Raw genomic sequence first — 16,827 nt, 5'->3', positions numbered from 1 at the left:
TCGAAGTATCGCAATGCGATTCTCGAACCAATCGAGGAATCACTGGAAGCGAGTTTCCGCGATGTGTGCGACGAGTACGGCTACGAGATACTAGCACTCCACATTTCTCCCGACCACGTACACCTGTTTCTGTCAGCCCATCCGAAGCACTCACCGAGCGAAATCGTGCGGACGGTTAAGAGCATCACGGCACGGGAGATGTGGGAACAGCACGAACCGTTCTTGGAGGAATACCTGTGGGGTGGCGGATTTTGGGAGGAATCGTACTACGTCGGAACGGCAGGCGATGTCTCGACCGAAACGGTTGAGCAGTATATCGAGCGGACGGAACATGTTTAGTGGGGCTTACGGCCTTCACCCTCGGGGTCAAGCCCCGAGGCACTCGGCCTGCTCCGCCTGTAGACCCGAACGCTTTCTTCGCGGCGCTCGAATCGTTGGCCATGTCCCGTCACCTGCTCGTCCCGATGGACGACTCCGAGACCGCGCGCCGGGCGCTCGAGCACGCACTTGCGGTCTTTCCCGACGCGGAACTCACCGTCGTCCACTCGGTCGACGACCTCGAGGCCGCCTACGGAGGGGGAGCGGCGGTCCCCGATACCGCAGACCGCGACCGCGACCCCGAGTTCTTCGACGACGTCCGAGAGATCGCGACCCGACACGATCGAGACGTCGACACCGCCATCGTAGAGGGGACGGCCGCCGAAGCGATTCTCGAGTACGCCCGCGAGGAAGACGTCGACGCCATCGTGATGGGAAGCGAGGGGCGCTCCGGCGTCTCACGGATGTTGCTCGGCAGCGTTGCCGAGGCCGTAACCCGGCGTTCGTCGGTTCCGGTGACGATCGTTCCTCGCGGGGAGTGATCACGTACGAATCACCGGTGTTTTGCACGCGAAACCCCAACCGACGGCCATGGACGACCGGACGGGGACGACGATACACACCGGCCTGCTGATCTCGACGACGGCAGCGATGGCGTGGCTGTCGGGACTGCCGATGTTGTTCCCCAGCCTCGGCCCGTCCGCGTTCGTGCTCGCGATGTTCCAGGACAGCGAGGCGACGTCGCCCCGGCGAGTGATCGGCGGCCACGCGATCGGCGTCGTCGCCGGCCTCTTCGCCTACCACCTGCTCGCGTCGGGAATCTCGATGACTGCGACGACCGCTCCCGGATCGCTCGAGGGGCTTCGCCTCGCGGCCAGCGGCGTCCTAGCGACGACGCTGACCGCGGGCGGGATGCTCGCGACGGACACCCGGCATCCACCCGCCTGCGCGACCACGCTGATCGTCTCGCTCGGCTTGCTCTCGACGCTGCTCGAGGGGGCGTTGATCGTGCTCGCAGTCGCGGTGTTGCTCGTCGCCCACCGGCTATTGCTGGCGACGGAACGCGTGGGAACGAGATACGGAAAGCAGTTCCTGTCGTGAGCTATAGTAGCCACTGCAAGTCAATGAACACCTGATCGCACGACAGCTGTGCGATCAGTGTGTAAATAGTTGCAGTTGTTACTATACGTTAGTCGTCTCGAGACTCTCCCGCGTCGCTGGTCTCGATGGCCTCCCGGGGGATCTGTTTCTGGAGGACGAACGGCCCGAAGTCGGCGGCCGTGCGGCGTGCGATCGTCGCGATTCGGAGGACGTACGCCAGCAGGACGGCGAAGGGGCTGAAAAGCGCCGTGATCGTCACGGTGACGACCACGACGTAGACGTACGGGTGAAACCCGAGCGCGAGAAAGTTCCCGTAACCGACGATGATGAACGCACCACCGAGTAGCGTCGGGAATCCGACGTACAGCAGGATCTTCGAGAGATCCGCCAGCTCCTGTTGCATGTAGACTGTTTTGAAGTACTGGCGGGCGACGTGAATGTCTCCCAGTAAGGTTTCGAGTCGATCGAGCTGGTTTTCGGCTGCTTCCGAGAGCGCGTGGTGGTGAAACTCCCGGATCTGGCGTATCTCCTGGAGCTGCCAGGGGTCGTTGTAGTGGAGAATGACGGAGATTACGGTGAAGGTGCCGAAGCTCGTCCCCTCGAGGGTCTCGACTGCCTCTTCGTCTCGTGGTCCCGTCGTCGAGACGAAGTCGTCGACGTCCGACCGAAGCTCCGGGGGTGCGTCGGCACAGACGTTCTGCAGTCCGAGCGACGTCCGACGCTTGGCCTCGATCAGCACCCGGAGGAACTCCGAGGGTTCGACCGGACTGGGCCGGTAGCCGGTGTGGTCCTCGATCGATCGCCGGTACTTCCGGCTCTCCTCGAGCCGTTCGAAGAACGCGCCGGTCGTGCCGAACTCCTCGGAGAGGATGAGCTGGTTGATCGCGAGGACGATGGTGATGAAGGGGAGCATGCCGCCGACCAGCGCCGCGGCGATGGCGGTGATGTCGCCTTCTTCGGCGGGCGTGATGAGGTCAGCGGCGATCAACAGCAGGCAGGCGACGAAGACGCCGACGATCAGGAGGCCGGTGAGGACGCGCCGGTCGCCGTGGAGGTACAGCCAGTGTAACGCTGCATCGGTGGACGAGCTCGCCCCGATCAGCGGATCGGGCTGTGACGCAGGCGCATCGTCGGCCTCGCGTCGGCTCATCGGTCGCCGTCCGGCCGCCTCTCGAGCGACCGGGCTGTGGAAAGGACGGTTTCGCTACTCACGGCCTACGTCTGCCCACCACGAAGCGACGGAAAGGACTACTGCCGGCAGGGAGAAGGAACTCAGGCGTCTTCTTTCGCGTCGAGCAGCGTCTCGTACAGCTCTTCGGCCAGTCCGTTCGCGCGGTCGGCGTCGCGGGCCTCGGCGTAGATGCGGACCAGCGGCTCGGTTCCGGAGGGACGGGCCAGCACCCACGCGTCGCCGTAATCCAGCCGGTAGCCGTCTCGAGTGTTCAGTTCGGCGTCCGCGGAGTGAGCGTGGTTGGCCGCCGCGTCCAACATCGCGTCGCGTTCGGCGGTCGACTCGTACTCGATGTTGCGCCGGACGTTCGCGTAGCCGTCGTAGGGCGCGACGATCTCGCTGACCGGTCGCTCGGCGACGAGTTCGAGGAACCGTGCGGCCGTGAACGCGCCGTCCCGCGAGAGCCGGTAGCCGGGGAAGAAGATCCCACCGTTGCCCTCGCCTGCGATCGGCACGCGCTTGCCCTTGTCCTCGAGTTCCTCGATCCGAGTGATGATGTTCGTCGAGCCGATCGGCGTCAACTCCAGTTCGGCGTCGACCTCGGTGACGACGTCGACGAGTCGCTGGGAGACGTTGACCGCCGAAACCGTCGTGTCGCCGGCCTCGAGTTCCGCGGCTGCGAGCGCCGCGAGGGTGGCGTCGCCCTCGACGTACTCGCCGTTCTCGTCGAAGAAGATCGCACGGTCGGCGTCGCCGTCGTGTGCGATGCCGACGTCGGCGTCGGTCGCCCGAACCAGCCGACCGAGGTCCGTGAGGTTGTCCGGGACGGGTTCGGGATCGCGTCCGGGGAAATGGCCGTCGGGCTGACCGTTGACGGTGACGACGCGACAGCCCAGTTCCCAGAAGAACTCGGGGCTGGTCAGCGAACCCGCTCCGTGGCCAGGGTCGAGCGCGACCGTCAGTTCGGCGTCGGCGATTTTCTCACGGTCGGCCGACTCGAGCAGGGCGTCGACGTAGTCATCGGTGACGCCCTCGACTTCGCGGACGCGTCCCGTCTCGTCCCACGGCGCGACGGTGTAGCTCTCGGCGAGCAGCGCTTCCTCGATTCGCTCTAAGTCAGCGACGGCGAGTTCGACGCCGTCGCGGCCGACGAGTTTGATCCCGTTGTATTGCGGTGGATTGTGCGAGGCCGTGACGACGATCACTGGAACACCCTCGCGTTCGGCGTAGAACTGTGCCCCCGGCGTGGGGACGACTCCGAGGCGGTCGACGTCGGTTCCCGTACTCGCCAGCCCGCTCGCGGCGGCGTCGGCGAGCATTCGGCCGGTGTATCGCGTATCCCGTGCGATTGCAACCCGATCGACCCCCCAGGCCGTCCCCGCCGCTTTCGCGACGCGCAGGACGAACGCGGGCGTCAGTTCGTCGTTGGCGACGCCGCGTGTCCCGCTAGATCCGAACACTTCCATCGGGTACTAGTCCGACGGGATTCCCCATAGGAATTCCGGAGACGCCTCGAGGCCACCGAAGCCTTGCTTCCGGCGACGGTCCAGACGGAACCCTTTCGGTTCGGGCCCCCGACGCTTCGAGTATGCTCTCGATCGAGGAAAAACGCGTCTACGGCGACCGCGACGAGGCGACCGAGGCGTACGTCTCGAGTCCGATGGGCGTCGTCCGGGTCCGGATCGCGGGCGACAACGTCGGCGAGTTTTCGCTCTGTGCGCGATGTGACGCCCGCGACGTGGCCGCCAGCGACGGTCGCGTGGCGGTCGCAACCGACGAGGACGCGCTGGTTCTCGCGTCCGAGGAGAGCGACGAACCCACGTTCGCCGAGACCGGATTCGGTCCCGCGGTCGCCGTCGGCTACGTCGACGAGCGTCTCGTTGCGGCCGGACCCGACGGCCGGGTCGCTCGACTGGAAGCCAACGGGAAGTGGACCGTCCTCGAGCCGAAAGGCGGCGACGAGAGACGAACCGCAACGATCGACGAAGTGCGGGCGATCGACGGCGACCTCGTCGGAACCGACGACGGCGTCTACCGCGTCCATGGCGACGAACTCGAGCACGCCGGACTGAGCGACGTTCGCGACGTCGGCGCGGCCGGCGTCCCCCTTGCGGCGACCGGTGACGGCCTCTACAAACTGGGTAACGGCTGGATGAAGATTTACGAGCGACCGTTCGACGCGGTCGCAGCCGATTCCCGCTCGAGTCCGGGTTCGCTCTCCCGTGCCCACGCCGTCAGTGACAGGAGCGTCTACGAGTACGTCGACGAAGAGTGGCGCGAGGACGAGACTCGAGCGAACGCGGACGACCGGATCGTCGCCATCGATTACGACGGGTATCTCTACGCCGTGACGGAGACGGGAACCGTCGAAATTGCAGGCGACGGCGAGTGGCGGGGTCGGTCGATCGGCGTCCGCGACGTAACCGGGCTGGCTGTGCTGCGATAGTGTTAGATCGGTGCAACGTCGTCTGACGTAGGATTAACTTCCCCCGGTGACTGTGGAAGTCGTATGAGCCTATCGCGACGACACCTTCTGGCAGGGGCCGGAACCGCGCTCGCGGGCGTGATCGCCGGCTGCTCGACCGACGAGGAAGGCGACGGTGAGGGGGGAGACGAAAACGAAGCGAACGCCGATCCCGAGACCGAAAGCGAGGTCAGTTCCAACCCCGACGAGACGATCCTCGGCGAAATCAGCGTCGAAAACGTCGACGACCAGACACACACGATCGACGTCATCGTCGAGTTCGACGGCGGCGTCGAACACTGGACGACCCACGAACTCGAGGCCGGCGACGGACTGGACCTCGGTCGGGAGTGGTCGGACGGGGCAGGCTCGTTCCGGGTGATCGCCCGTCTCGACGAGAACGACCCCATCCAGGTGAACGCGGAGACGTGGAACGAACCGGACTGTCTCAACCTCCTCGCGTTCGTCGATCGCAACGGCGACCTGTCGGTTCTGGGCGACACCGACGGCGGGCCGTGCGGCGACGGGGACGCCAGTTTCGGTGGATAGGACTCGAACGGGTTTTCGAAGGCGTTCGATCCGATCGAGAGCAGAGACCGGACCGAGAGAACGAAAGCGGGTTTACGCCCCGCGCTGTGACTCCGAATATGATCGTTAGCGGATCCAGCTCACAGTCGCTCGCCGCGGCGCTCGCGGACGAACTCGACGAACCGCTCGCCGCCGTCGAGTACGACCGGTTTCCCGACGGCGAACTGCTCGCCGCGGTTCCCGAAGCGGCCGACGCCGATGGCGAGCGAGCGGTCGTCGTCGCCTCGACCGTCTCGAGCGATGCACACGTCGAACTGCTCCAGCTACAGGACGCCGTTCGGGAGGCCGGCGTCGAGGAGGTCGTCACCGTCGTCCCGTACATGGGTTACGCTCGCCAGGACAAACTCTTCGAGGAAGGGCATCCGATCTCCGCACGGGCGGTTGCTCGAGCCATCTCGACGGGGACAGATCGCGTGCTGACGGTCACGCCACACGAGGAGGCCGTCTGCGAGTTCTTCGAGCCGACGGCGACGCCGGTCGACGCTGCAGGACGGCTGGCCGAACCGCTTCCCGGCAACCTCGCCAACCCCGTTTTCCTCTCTCCCGACGCGGGCGCGATCGATCTCGCCGAGACGGTCCGGGATGTCTACGGCGAGGGCGAGACCGACTACTTCGAGAAGACCCGCCACTCCGGTACCGAAGTCGAGATTTCGCCGAGCGACGTCGACGTCGCCGGCCGGGACGTCGTCGTCACCGACGACATCATCGCGACGGGATCGACGATGAGCGAGGCCATCGGCGTCCTGAACGAGCGAGACGTCGGTCGCGTCTTCGTTACCTGCGTCCACCCGCTGCTGGCTCGCAACGCGTACGCGAAACTCGCACGGGCCGGCGTCGAAGCGATCTACGGCACCGACACCATCGAACGCGAGGCAAGCGCCGTCTCCGTCGCGCCAGCGATCGCAGACCACCTGTAACTCTGCGGACAGGGGGCCACAACGGGTAAGTAGCCGTCGGCGACACGTAGGCGATACCGACCGCCGAGAGCGGCACAATCGACGCTCGAGCGGTCAAATCGCCGAATCGATGCACGGAATCGTCCCCAAAACCCTCGAGGAGTACGTCGTCGAGCACACCGACGAAACGGCATGGGACGCCGTCCTCGAGCGAGCAGCCGTCGAGACGACGCTGTACCTGCCGGTCTCGCGGTACGACGACCGCGAACTCGAGGCACTCCTCACGGCACTCTCGAACAGTGCCGCCCAGAGCAGAGAGGGGATCGAACGTGACTTCGGTCGGCGGCTCGCACCGGCACTGCTCGCGACGTTCGACGCCCACGTCGCCGACGATCGGGAGCTACACACCGTTCTCCTGGAACTCGAGGCGATAGCGGCCGACATCGAGAGCGGTATCGATGGCGTCTCGCTGCCCGAGGTGTCGGGACGGGTCGCCGACGAGGGGAACACGGTCGTCGTCACCTACCGCTCCCAGCGGGAGTACTGCTCGCTGGCACACGGCGTTCTGGAGGGGTTCGTTTCCGAGTTCGATGCCGGCGCAGTCGTCGAGAAGATCGACTGTGTGCACGAAGACGCGGATGCGTGTCGGTTCCGAGTCGCACTCGAGTGAGGACGACAACGCCCTGCAGACGGCTCGTACTCTAGGGTCGTGTTCGTTGGCCCAGCCAGGAACAACGTTTTCCCCATCGCTCGACTGGACTCGTTCATGACCTCTCGGGAGCCGGAGGCCCTCGTTCCAGCCGCTGTCGATACGCTTCCGATCAACTTCGCGATCCTCGACGACGAGGGGATGATCCTACATACGAACCGGGCGTGGCAGGAGTTCGGCAAGGCAAACGAGATCGAACTCCGGCCGGACACGGTCGGGACCAACTATCTCGAGGTCACCGCACAGGCGGAGACGGAGACCGCACGGACCGTCGCCGACGGCCTGGCCGAAATTCTCGACGGCGAGCGAGAGCTGTTCGAACACGAATATCCGTGCCACTCTCCCGACGAACAGCGGTGGTTTCTCATGCGGGCAGCGCCGTTCACCGACGACGGTCGACGATACGTCGCCGTCGCACACTTCGACATCACCGAGCGCTACGAGTACCAGCGCCGACTGGAGCAGTCGAACGAACAACTCGAGCAGTTCGCCTACGCCGTTTCTCACGATCTTCGGGAGCCGTTACGAATGGTTACGAGCTACCTGCAACTGCTCGAGCAGCAGTACGGCGACGAACTCGACGAGGACGCCGACGAGTTCATCGAGTTCGCCGTCGACGGTGCCGAGCGGATGGAGAAGATGATCGAAGGCATCCTCACCTACTCCAGAATCGATACGCAGGATAACGGTCTCGGTTCGGTCGATCTCGAGGCAGTGATAGATGACGTCCTGCAAGATCTCGACGTGCGAATCGAGGAGACCGACGCCGAGATCACGACGGAGTCGTTGCCGACCGTTCAGGGCGACGCCAGCCAACTCCGGCAACTCTTCCAGAATCTACTTTCCAACGCTATCGAGTACAGCGGCGAAGGGGTGCCTCGAGTGACGATTTCCGCCACTCGCGAGGACGACGAGTGGATGGTTTCGGTCAGCGACGAGGGGATCGGCATCGACGCGTCGGACACGGATCGGGTTTTCGAGGTGTTTCAGCGACTCCACAGTCACGAAGAACACGAGGGGACGGGAATCGGGCTCGCGCTGTGCAAGCGAATCGTCGACAAACACGGCGGCGACATCTGGCTCGAGTCCGAACCGGGCGAAGGGACGACGATTTCGTTTACGCTCCCCGCTGTAAGTGAAGGTGCCAACTGACCTGCTCTCGAAACGACCCACCTCAAAGTCGACGTCGCCACAGCGAGACGACGAGCATCACGAACACCGCGACCACTGCAGTCACCGCACCAAAGCCGGGTACTTCCTCGAGTTGGGCCGCCGGGAGCCCACCGACTGACACCGTCGTCTTCTGATTGCCGACGGCGACCTCGTAGTAGCCGTCCTCGTCGAACGCGAGGTCGGACTCGAGCGTCGCCGTCTCGCCGGGTCGAACGACGACGGATTCCTCGGCGGCGACACCCTCTGGCGTGCGGACCGGGAGCACCGCCGCGCCGGGTCGGTCGTCCGCGGCTTCGACCGTCGCCGTCGCCGTCACCGATTCGCCGGGATCGACGTCGTCGGGTTCGACGGCGAGGTCGGAGACAGTGACGCTCGAGGGGCCGCGGACGAACACGGTCATCGTCTCGCTCCCGACGCGGAGGTCGTAGACGCCCTGCTGGGGTGGGGTCCACTCGAGTCGCTCGGTCGTTCGGTCGCCCGCTGTCAGGCTTCCCTGTGCGTGGTCGACGACGCTGCCGTCGACCTGCAAGGTGGCGTCGTAGGTGCCGTCGCGGTCGCCGACGTTCTCGACGGCGACGGGGACGGTCACGGGTTCGCCAACCGGAACCGCAGTGGTCGTCTCGCCGTCGCGGTCCCACTGCTTCCAGGACTCGTCCCCGACCGAGATCGACTCCGTGGCGAACCGATACTCCATCGTCGAGATCGGCTGGTCGAACGCCGCCTCGTGCTCGGATCGATCCCACGTCGACGGCACGGCCTTCGTCCGCGTGTAGCGTTCGGCGCTCTCGCGGACTTCCGTACCGCCCGCGTTCTCGAGTGCTCCGAGGAAGTCGCTCTCGGTCACCGTCCCCTTGTCCGCCCGTGCGTTGAGTTCCCGGAAGACGTCCTCGAGCGTTCGGTCACCGTCGGTCTCGAGTCGAAGCTGTCGGTCGAGTTCGCCGTAGACCAGCGGTCCCTTCACGTAGTCGGTCTCGTCCTCCCAGCTATTGGGTTCGACGAGGACGTCGTTGGCATAGGGTGACTGCTCGCCGCGCTCGAGGAATCGCTGGAACTCGTCGAACCCGATCAACCCCTTCTCGAGGGAGATCAGGGCCGCGTAGTACTCGGCCTGGGCCTCGATCAGCCACTCCGTCTCGGTCGCGACGCCGTCCTGTGGGCCGGCGAAGGCCTGGCGAACGTGGACGTATTCGTGAAGCCAGACGTTGTCGGGTTCGTCGATCGGTGCATCGGCACGGACCCAGGCGTCGCCCTCACCGTACTGGAGTCCGCGAGGTCCCCACTCGACGTCGGTCGGGGCCGCGACGACGAACAGTTCGTCCGGCCGTTCGCCGACTTCGAGGGCGTCGCTGCCAGCGGCGAGCGTCTCGAGGACGTCCTCGGGGGATTCTTTCAGGTCGGCCGCTTCGGGGACGACTAGCCTGTGCCGCTCGCCGTCGACGGTCCGTTCGTGTTCGGTCACCTCGCCGAAGACGGCGATGTCGCCGCCGGTCGCACCCGGTCCGTCGACGGTTGCGGTCGACTCGAAGCCGACGGATTCTGTCTCTCGCCAGGAGAGGCCAACCTGGGGAACCTGGACGATACCCCACTCGCCTGTGTCGACGAAGCTGTAGCCTCCGCCCGAACCAGCAGACAGCGTCCCGGTCGAGTCGTTCGTCGAACCGACCCGATGGTGTCCCTCGTAGCCGGTTCGATCCGCGGGCACCGTCATGCGTATCGACGGCGTATCGGTCGTTTCGGTCCACTCGTAGGTGCCGTCTGCAGTCTCCTCGAAGCCGTCAGTCGACTCGACCGTCCCTGGCGAAACGATATCGACCTCGAGCCCAGTGACGGGGTCGGGTAACTCGAACGTCATCTCGGCCTCGAACTCGCCGGGTTCGTCGGGCAACTGTCGAAGGGTCGTCGCCCGATGGAGGGTGTCGCTCGACGACGCGACCGACGTCGCGAACTGTTCACTGCGATCGACGACGATCTCGTCGTCGACAGTCGCAACCGCTCCTGCTGGGCCGATCCGATCGCCAGCAGCGCCGGCCGTCGAACCGCTACCCGCGGCTCCGGCAACTCCGGCCGGAAGCGACGCGACGAGCAGAAAAACCATCACAGCGACGACCCGGTAGCTCACGAACGTATACTCGAAAGTGACGGTCAAGACTTTTGTGGTGATTCCGAGTGAGAGAAGCCGAGACCACTGTGAACGGACTCACCCCGAGTTAGCGTTCGCGGATCCGATCGTCGTCAGCATCGACCGGCGATCCGCCGTCGGACGTCGATTCTAGCGTCCCCCCAGGAACCGCCTCGGGACCATCCTCGGTCGCAACCAGTTGCTCGAGTCGACGTTCGAACTCGAGGTCGTCGATCTCCCCGCGGGCATACCGGGCGCGCAGCGTCTCGAGAGGGTCGTCGCTCGACGGTCGGTCAGTGTCGGTGGAGTGCTCACTCGAGTGACTCGTAACCCTTTCGTGGACCTGTGCTACTTCGTCGATCTCGTGCCCAGACGATCCGAGATAGTCCGAGGCGATTGCGAAGACCGGAACCAGCAACAGCCAGCCCGTCACGAATACGGCTGCCGCCGCGGGAAACCCCAGAAAGACTGCTGCGAGAATTCCCAGCGGAAGGGTCGCAGTCGCCGTGATCGCCGTCAGCATCTCGAAGAACGATTCAGATCCGTCGTTCATAGGCGATTCCTTTCAGCCGAACTACTAAAATGCCGTGTTGCGTAGCGACGCGGCGACTAATCCGACGCCTCGGCAGCTGCCAGCGGCTCGATCGCGATCTCCATCGTTACACCTTCGACGTCCCACTCCTTGCGGTGGCCGTCACCGTCCTCGACTGCGCGGAGTTCGTCGGCACGAACCTCTTCGCTGATCAGGTCCTCGTGTTCGTCGACGAGATCGGCAACGCGGTCGTCGTCGATTGCGAGGTCCAGCGCGATCCGTTCCTCGACGTCGAGTTCGAGGTCCTTGCGCATCTCCTGGACCCGGCGGATGACCTCGCGAGCGTACCCCTCGCTCTCGATGTCTTCGGTCAGCGAGGCGTCGACGTAGGCGACGCCGTGGTCGTCTCCGTTCAGGCCGAACGCGGTGCCCGCGATGTCGTCCGGCGTCTCGGTGACGAAGGAGACCATCGACTCCTCGATGGATTCGTCGTCCTCGAGGTGGTCGGCGACGGCCGCCTCGAGCGCCTCGAGGTTCGGTTCGTCGATGCGGGCCTCGTTGAGCGCGTTCATCACCTGTCCGGCGCGGTCGCCGAAGGCGGGACCGAGTTCGCTCATGTCGGCTTCGGCGCTGTACTGGAGCTCCTCCCAGCGGTTTTCGGCCGAGACGAGTTCGACCTCGCGGGCGTTGAGCCGGTCCTCGAGCAGACCGGTGTGTCGTTCGACGGCCTCGGCGACGCGGTCGTCGTCGGCCGCGACGACGACGCGCGGGACGGGCCAGCGAAGCTTGCGACCGGCCTGTTGGCGAGCGTTCGCGCCGGCTTCTTCGATGGCACGCAGGAAGGCGAGGTCCGCCTCGAGCTGTTCGTCCTCCCAGTACTCGTCGACCTCCGGCCAGTCACACATGTGGACGGTGTCGTACTCGGCGTCGCCGGTGAGCGTGCCGTAGATCTCCTCGGAGACGAACGGCGCGTAGGGGGCCAGCAGCGCGACCGTCTCGCGGAGGACGCGGTAGAGCGTCGCGTAGGCAGCCGTCTTGGAGTCGCTGTCCTCCTCCTCCCACATCCGTTCGCGGACGGCCTGGACGTAGAACCGCGAGACGTCCTCGACGACGAACTCGAGTAAGGCGTCGACGGCCCTGTCCTGGCGGCGGTTCTCGAGGTGGGCGGTCATCTCGGCTTTCGTGGACTGGAGCCGGGCGAGCACCCACTCGTCGACGAGTTCGAGGTCGTCGTCCACATCGTCCAAGGTGGTCTCCTGCGGGTCGAAATCATCGAGTCGCATGTACGGCAGTGGGAACCGGAAGACGTTCCACAGCGTCCGGAGGTGGTCCTCCATCGTCTGCATCCCGTCCCAGTCGAACCGCATGTCGTCGCCCTGCGGGTTGTTCGAGAGGAGGAACAGCCGCATGACGTCCCGACCGTGGCGGTCGATGGCCTCGTGGGGATCGATCAGGATGTCCTTGGACTTGCTCATCGCGCGGCCGTCGGGCATCAGCGCGTGGCCGTGCATCAGGACTTCCTCGTAGGGGATCTCGCCGAGTGCGGCGGTTCCCATACCGAGTTGCGACCAGAACCAGCCACGCGTCTGGTCGTGGGCCTCGAGGATGAAGTCGGCGGGCCAGAGTTCGTCGAACGCCTCCTGTTCGCCGGGGTAGTCGAGGGTTCCCCACGTCGCCACCGAAGAGTCGAGCCAGACGTCGAAGACGTCGGGGACGCGAGTGTAGGTGGTGCCGTCCTCGGTGATCGTGAGGTCGTCGACGGTGTCCTTGTGGAGGTCGACCTCCTCGGGGTCGATATCCTGGTCGACCCGTTCGGCGAGTTCCTCGCGGTCGCCGACGACGATCATGTCCTCGTCGTCGTCCCTGTCTTCGGGCGTCCAGACCGGCAGCGGAATGCCCCAGTAACGCTGCCGGGAGACGTTCCAGTCCGGCGCTTCCTCGACGAAGTCCCGGAAGCGGTTGTCCCGGGCCCAGTCGGGATGCCACTGGCTGTCCTCGATGTTCTCTAAGAGTTCGTCCTTGACGTCCGTGATCGTGATGAACCACTGGTCGGTGACGATCTGGATGATGCCCGTATCACAGCGCCAACAGTGGCCGTAACTGTGAGAGACGGTGCCCGACGCGAGCAGCGCGCCCTCGTCCTCGAGGTCCGAGATGATCTCGTCGTCGGCGTCCTTGACGAACTGATCCTCGTACTTGCCGGCTTCCCCGGTGTAGACGCCGTCGCCGTCGACGGGACAGAAGATCGGGAACCCGAGTTCGCGCCCGCGCTCGAAGTCCTCCTCACCGTGGCCCGGTGCGGAGTGGACGAGGCCCGTACCGTCGCCGCCCGTGTCGACGTAGTCGGCGGCGTAGACCTCGCCTGCACCCTCGTGGTCGGGGTGTTGGGGGACCTGTTCGGCGAGCGGGTGGTCGTACGTCCAGCCGATCAGTTCCTCGCCGGTGAGCTCTTCGACGACCTCGTACTCCTCGTAGCGACCCTCGCGGAGGACGTCCTCGTGTTTGGCTTCGGCGACGTACAGAAGCTCTTCCTCGCCCTCTTTCTCCGCGCGGACGCCGACGTAGTCACCCTCCTCGTCGACGGCGACGAAGGTGTTTGCGGGGATCGTCCACGGAGTGGTCGTCCAGATGACGATCGACCCCTCGCGATCCTCGAGGTCGAACTTGACGTAAATGGAGGGATCCTCGACGTCCTCGTACTCGACCTCGTTGTTCGCGATTGCCGTCTCACAGCGCGGACACTGCGAAATCGAGCGGTGGCCCTTCTCGACTAAGCCGCGTTCGGCGGCCTTCGAGAAGCCCCACCAGGCGGCCTCCATGTACTCCGGTGCGACCGTCCGGTAGGGATCGTCCCAGTCCATCCAGACGCCGAAATCCTGGAAGTCCTGCTGAAGTCCCTCGAGTTGTTCGTTGGCGTAGTCCTTGCACTCCTGGATGAAGTTCTCCTCGCCGAACTCCTCGATGTCCTTCTTGTTCTCGAAGCCGAGCCGTTCCTCGACGCGGGTTTCGATGGGGAGCCCGTGCATGTCGTAGCCCGGGCGGTCGGTGACGTCGTAGCCCTGCATCCGGTGGAACCGGAGATAGACGTCTTTCAGCGTCTTGTTCCAGGTGGTTCCCATGTGCGCCGAGCCCGACGTGTACGGCGGGCCGTCGACGAAGAAGAAGGATTCACCGTCGGATCGGTGCTCGACCGTTTGCTCGTAGGCGTCGACGTCCTCCCAGTAGTCGAAGACCCGCTGTTCGAGGTCGTGCGGGTCGTACTGGTCGTCGACATCGTCGAACCTGCTCATAGGTGACGTGATTCGCTCCGAGACTAAAGGAGAATCGGTCCGTGTGCTCCTCGATACGTCGGACGAACTGGCAGTCCGGCGGTGACGCGTGGGACGACCCCGGTTTCCCTACTCTTCGGGGACGAGCAACGAGAGGACGACCGCGACGGCTGCAACCGCCGACAGCAGGAAGAACGCCTCGTCGAAGTAGTCGGCGTTCGCGAGCACGCCCACGACAGTCGGGCTCCCGGCCCCGATCAGCATGTACCCCGTCCGGACGGAGCCGAGTCCGGTTCCCCGAACGTCGTCCGGGAACGACGCGGTGAGATACGTCAACGAGATCGTCGAGTAGCCGAGGACGCTGCTCGCGACGGCGGTAACGGCGACGAGACCGGCGAGGCTCTCGACGAACGGGAGCACCAGCGTCGCCACCGTGATCGATCCGAGGACGAACGGCAACGAGCGACGCGCCCCGTACGCGTCGTAGATGGAGCCAGTGACCGGCTTGACGACGATGCCGAGCGCGAAGAACCCGCCGAACAGGACCGTCGCCGTGGTCGGCTCGAGCCCCTTCATTTCGACGAGATACGTCGGGTAGAAGGCGGTAAACGCCTGCCAGGTGCAGTAACCCAGCGTCTGGATCGCAGCGACGAGCATCACCGGGCGATGCCGGAGTGCTCGAGCGATCCGCCGGGCGGTGTCAGTGAAGTCGGTGTCGTCTGCGTTCGTGTCGTCACTGTCGGCAGACGATTCGTCCCTGCTTCCGGCCGGGAGCGCGAGGTAGAGTCCGACGGTTGCGACGAGAAACAGCGGGATGGTGAACCCGAAACCGAGTTCCCACGCGAGTGCGGCCGCGAGCGCACCGGCGATGGGCGGGAGCACCGCGTTCCCGAAGTCGCCCGCGCCCATCGTCAGTCCGATCGCCGTCCCGCCGCGATCCGGATAGATGGTCGAGAGAAGAGTAAACCGCGTGACGCCGTACAGGGCGGTCGCGAAGCCGAACAGGACCGTCGCGCCGAACAGTACGCCGACCGACCCCGCCGTGACGACGAGCGTCAGTGCGATCGCGGAGACGCCGGTACTCACGACGAGGACGTTCCGGCTACCGAACCGATCGTCGAGTACGCCGCCCGGTAGCTGGCCGAGTGCGTAGGCGATCCACAGAGCAGTGATGAGAACGCCCGCCAGCGTCAGGTCGAATCCGTACGCTTCTCGGAGCTGTGGCAACACTGCAGGGTAGATCATCCGGACGCCCAGGGAGAGAAACCAGCCGCTGGCGACCGCGACGAGGATCGGTCCACGCCCGTCGCTCCACAGTTCGGCTCCGAGACGACGGAATCGACGGACGTGACCGGCGACGTGCGACATCGATACGTCGGTACTCGCGCTCCGACCGCGTTATATGCAACGGCTTCCGGTCGGCTCGACCGATCGAGAGAACACTACGAGCGCGCCAGGACGGACGCGAGCAATTTCTTGTAGGCGATTCCGTAAAGTCCCGCGTAGAGCATGACGGCACCGATTGCGGCGAGCCACAGTCCGACGACCAGTTCACCGGAGCCGAAGTGCTGGAGGCTCGCCCCTTCAGCGAGGACGCCACCGACCGTGAGAACGACCGCGGCAACGGTGTAGAGAAGCATCGACAGTGATTCGACGAGCAGTTCTGACGACATTATCGCCTCAGAGTCACCGAATGAAGGTAAACTTGTCCCCGGGTTCGCTCCTGGAGCAACGATCGGTCTCGAGAAATCGCCCAGACTAAACGCTCCCGGCCCCAGTCGTCTCCCATGACGCCGCCCGACGCCGACTCGAGCGACCTGCGAGAAGTCGCTTTTCCCGATTCGCGGACCGTCCTCGAGTCCGACTGCGACCGCTGTCCCGCGCTCGTCGACGCCCGCGAGTGTATCTCGTGGGGAACCGGACCGGAGGACGCAAGCATCGTCGTCGTCGGCGAAGCGCCGGGGTACGGGAATCCCGACGCGGACCGCTGGCAGGGTGGCAACTGGACGGGCAAGGCATACACCTCGAGACACTCAGGACGGCGGATTCGGCGAATGATGGTGGAAGTCGGTTTCGGCGACGACGCCTTCTACACGAACGCCGTGAAGTGTTTTCCGAGCGAGGCGTCGGGAGACCTCGAAGACGGCGAGTCACCGACGAACCGGGAGCCGACACCCGAAGAGCGAGCGAACTGTCGATCACACCTGCTGACCGAACTCGAGGTGGTCGATCCCGCTGTCGTCCTCGCGACCGGTAAACACGCGACGCTGACGGTTCTCGGGGCCGAAGATCGGGAGAAAGAACTCGAGGGGTTCGTCGATAGCGTCCTCGAACCGATTCGCTGCGATCGACTCGACGTGTGGCTCGTCCCCGTTCTCCATCCCTCTTATCAGGACGTCTGGATCGGACGACTCGGCTACGAACCCGAGGAGTATCTCGAGGAGATGGGCACGGTACTCGAGGACCTCGTCTCGTAGCGCGAGGTCG

At 65.0% G+C, this 16,827-nt stretch carries 16 protein-coding genes; 9 read left to right on the top strand and 7 right to left on the bottom strand.

Annotated features, from left to right (window positions below):
- The 3 genes from tnpA to BLR35_RS16040 all read left to right on the top strand — a co-directional run.
- Positions 1-339, top strand: a 339-nt coding sequence (gene tnpA / locus BLR35_RS16050; RefSeq protein ID WP_090384105.1) for an IS200/IS605 family transposase, incomplete at its 5' end; no start/stop codon positions are given.
- Between the two features lie 101 nt (positions 340-440).
- The gene (locus BLR35_RS16045; protein ID WP_090384104.1) at positions 441-860 is read left to right on the top strand and encodes a universal stress protein; all 420 of its coding nucleotides are present in this window, start codon (positions 441-443) and stop codon (positions 858-860) included.
- A gap of 49 nt (positions 861-909) precedes the next feature.
- Positions 910-1,419 carry an HPP family protein gene (locus BLR35_RS16040; protein ID WP_090384101.1) on the top strand — a complete coding sequence of 170 codons (510 nt, stop codon included), beginning with the start codon at positions 910-912 and terminating at the stop codon, positions 1,417-1,419.
- 88 nt (positions 1,420-1,507) lie between these two features.
- Here BLR35_RS16040 and BLR35_RS16035 read toward each other — a convergent pair whose 3' ends face one another.
- Together BLR35_RS16035 and glmM are read right to left on the bottom strand one after the other, a co-directional pair.
- Complete coding sequence (locus BLR35_RS16035) at positions 1,508-2,569, bottom strand: DUF7972 family membrane protein (RefSeq protein WP_090384098.1); 1,062 nt, start codon at positions 2,567-2,569, stop codon at positions 1,508-1,510.
- Between the two features lie 122 nt (positions 2,570-2,691).
- Positions 2,692-4,056, bottom strand: coding sequence for a phosphoglucosamine mutase (gene glmM / locus BLR35_RS16030; RefSeq protein WP_090384096.1), 1,365 nt, complete (start codon positions 4,054-4,056; stop codon positions 2,692-2,694).
- Positions 4,057-4,178: 122 nt separating this feature from the next.
- Between glmM and BLR35_RS16025 the strand changes: the two genes are divergently transcribed.
- From BLR35_RS16025 to BLR35_RS16005, 5 genes are all read left to right on the top strand, one after another.
- Positions 4,179-5,036 carry an HVO_0234 family beta-propeller protein gene (locus BLR35_RS16025; protein ID WP_090384093.1) on the top strand — a complete coding sequence of 286 codons (858 nt, stop codon included), beginning with the start codon at positions 4,179-4,181 and terminating at the stop codon, positions 5,034-5,036.
- A 63-nt stretch (positions 5,037-5,099) separates the two neighbouring features.
- Positions 5,100-5,603, top strand: a complete 504-nt coding sequence (locus BLR35_RS16020; RefSeq protein WP_090384090.1) for a hypothetical protein — start codon at positions 5,100-5,102, stop codon at positions 5,601-5,603.
- 98 nt (positions 5,604-5,701) lie between these two features.
- Positions 5,702-6,559, top strand: coding sequence for a ribose-phosphate diphosphokinase (locus tag BLR35_RS16015; protein WP_090384088.1), 858 nt, complete (start codon positions 5,702-5,704; stop codon positions 6,557-6,559).
- A 109-nt stretch (positions 6,560-6,668) separates the two neighbouring features.
- A complete protein-coding gene (locus tag BLR35_RS16010) occupies positions 6,669-7,208 on the top strand; it encodes a heme NO-binding domain-containing protein (RefSeq protein ID WP_090384085.1) in 540 nt (179 codons plus the stop codon).
- A 96-nt stretch (positions 7,209-7,304) separates the two neighbouring features.
- On the top strand, positions 7,305-8,399 hold the full coding sequence (locus BLR35_RS16005) for a sensor histidine kinase (protein ID WP_090384083.1): 1,095 nt from the start codon (positions 7,305-7,307) through the stop codon (positions 8,397-8,399).
- 22 nt (positions 8,400-8,421) lie between these two features.
- Here BLR35_RS16005 and BLR35_RS16000 read toward each other — a convergent pair whose 3' ends face one another.
- The 5 genes from BLR35_RS16000 to BLR35_RS15980 all read right to left on the bottom strand — a co-directional run bounded on the left by BLR35_RS16000 (position 8,422) and on the right by BLR35_RS15980 (position 16,013).
- Positions 8,422-10,515: a CARDB domain-containing protein gene (locus BLR35_RS16000; RefSeq protein WP_244510262.1), complete on the bottom strand. Its 2,094-nt coding sequence runs from the start codon at positions 10,513-10,515 to the stop codon at positions 8,422-8,424.
- 112 nt (positions 10,516-10,627) lie between these two features.
- On the bottom strand, positions 10,628-11,092 hold the full coding sequence (locus BLR35_RS15995) for an SHOCT domain-containing protein (protein ID WP_090384079.1): 465 nt from the start codon (positions 11,090-11,092) through the stop codon (positions 10,628-10,630).
- 56 nt (positions 11,093-11,148) lie between these two features.
- Positions 11,149-14,361, bottom strand: coding sequence for an isoleucine--tRNA ligase (gene ileS / locus BLR35_RS15990; protein WP_090384076.1), 3,213 nt, complete (start codon positions 14,359-14,361; stop codon positions 11,149-11,151).
- A gap of 108 nt (positions 14,362-14,469) precedes the next feature.
- The gene (locus BLR35_RS15985) at positions 14,470-15,708 is read right to left on the bottom strand and encodes an MFS transporter (protein WP_090384073.1); all 1,239 of its coding nucleotides are present in this window, start codon (positions 15,706-15,708) and stop codon (positions 14,470-14,472) included.
- Positions 15,709-15,782: 74 nt separating this feature from the next.
- The gene (locus BLR35_RS15980) at positions 15,783-16,013 is read right to left on the bottom strand and encodes a DUF8151 family protein (RefSeq protein ID WP_090384070.1); all 231 of its coding nucleotides are present in this window, start codon (positions 16,011-16,013) and stop codon (positions 15,783-15,785) included.
- A 114-nt stretch (positions 16,014-16,127) separates the two neighbouring features.
- On the opposite strand from BLR35_RS15980, the gene BLR35_RS15975 reads away from it, so the two are divergent.
- Positions 16,128-16,817: a uracil-DNA glycosylase gene (locus tag BLR35_RS15975; RefSeq protein WP_090384067.1), complete on the top strand. Its 690-nt coding sequence runs from the start codon at positions 16,128-16,130 to the stop codon at positions 16,815-16,817.
- Positions 16,818-16,827: the final 10 nt, after the last annotated feature.

The organism is Natronobacterium texcoconense (assembly GCF_900104065.1).
In the GTDB taxonomy this organism is placed as follows: Archaea; Halobacteriota; Halobacteria; order Halobacteriales; family Natrialbaceae; genus Natronobacterium; species Natronobacterium texcoconense.
The sequence above is the reverse complement of the archived record's forward strand: the minus strand, read 5'-3'. Positions and strand labels throughout refer to the sequence as shown.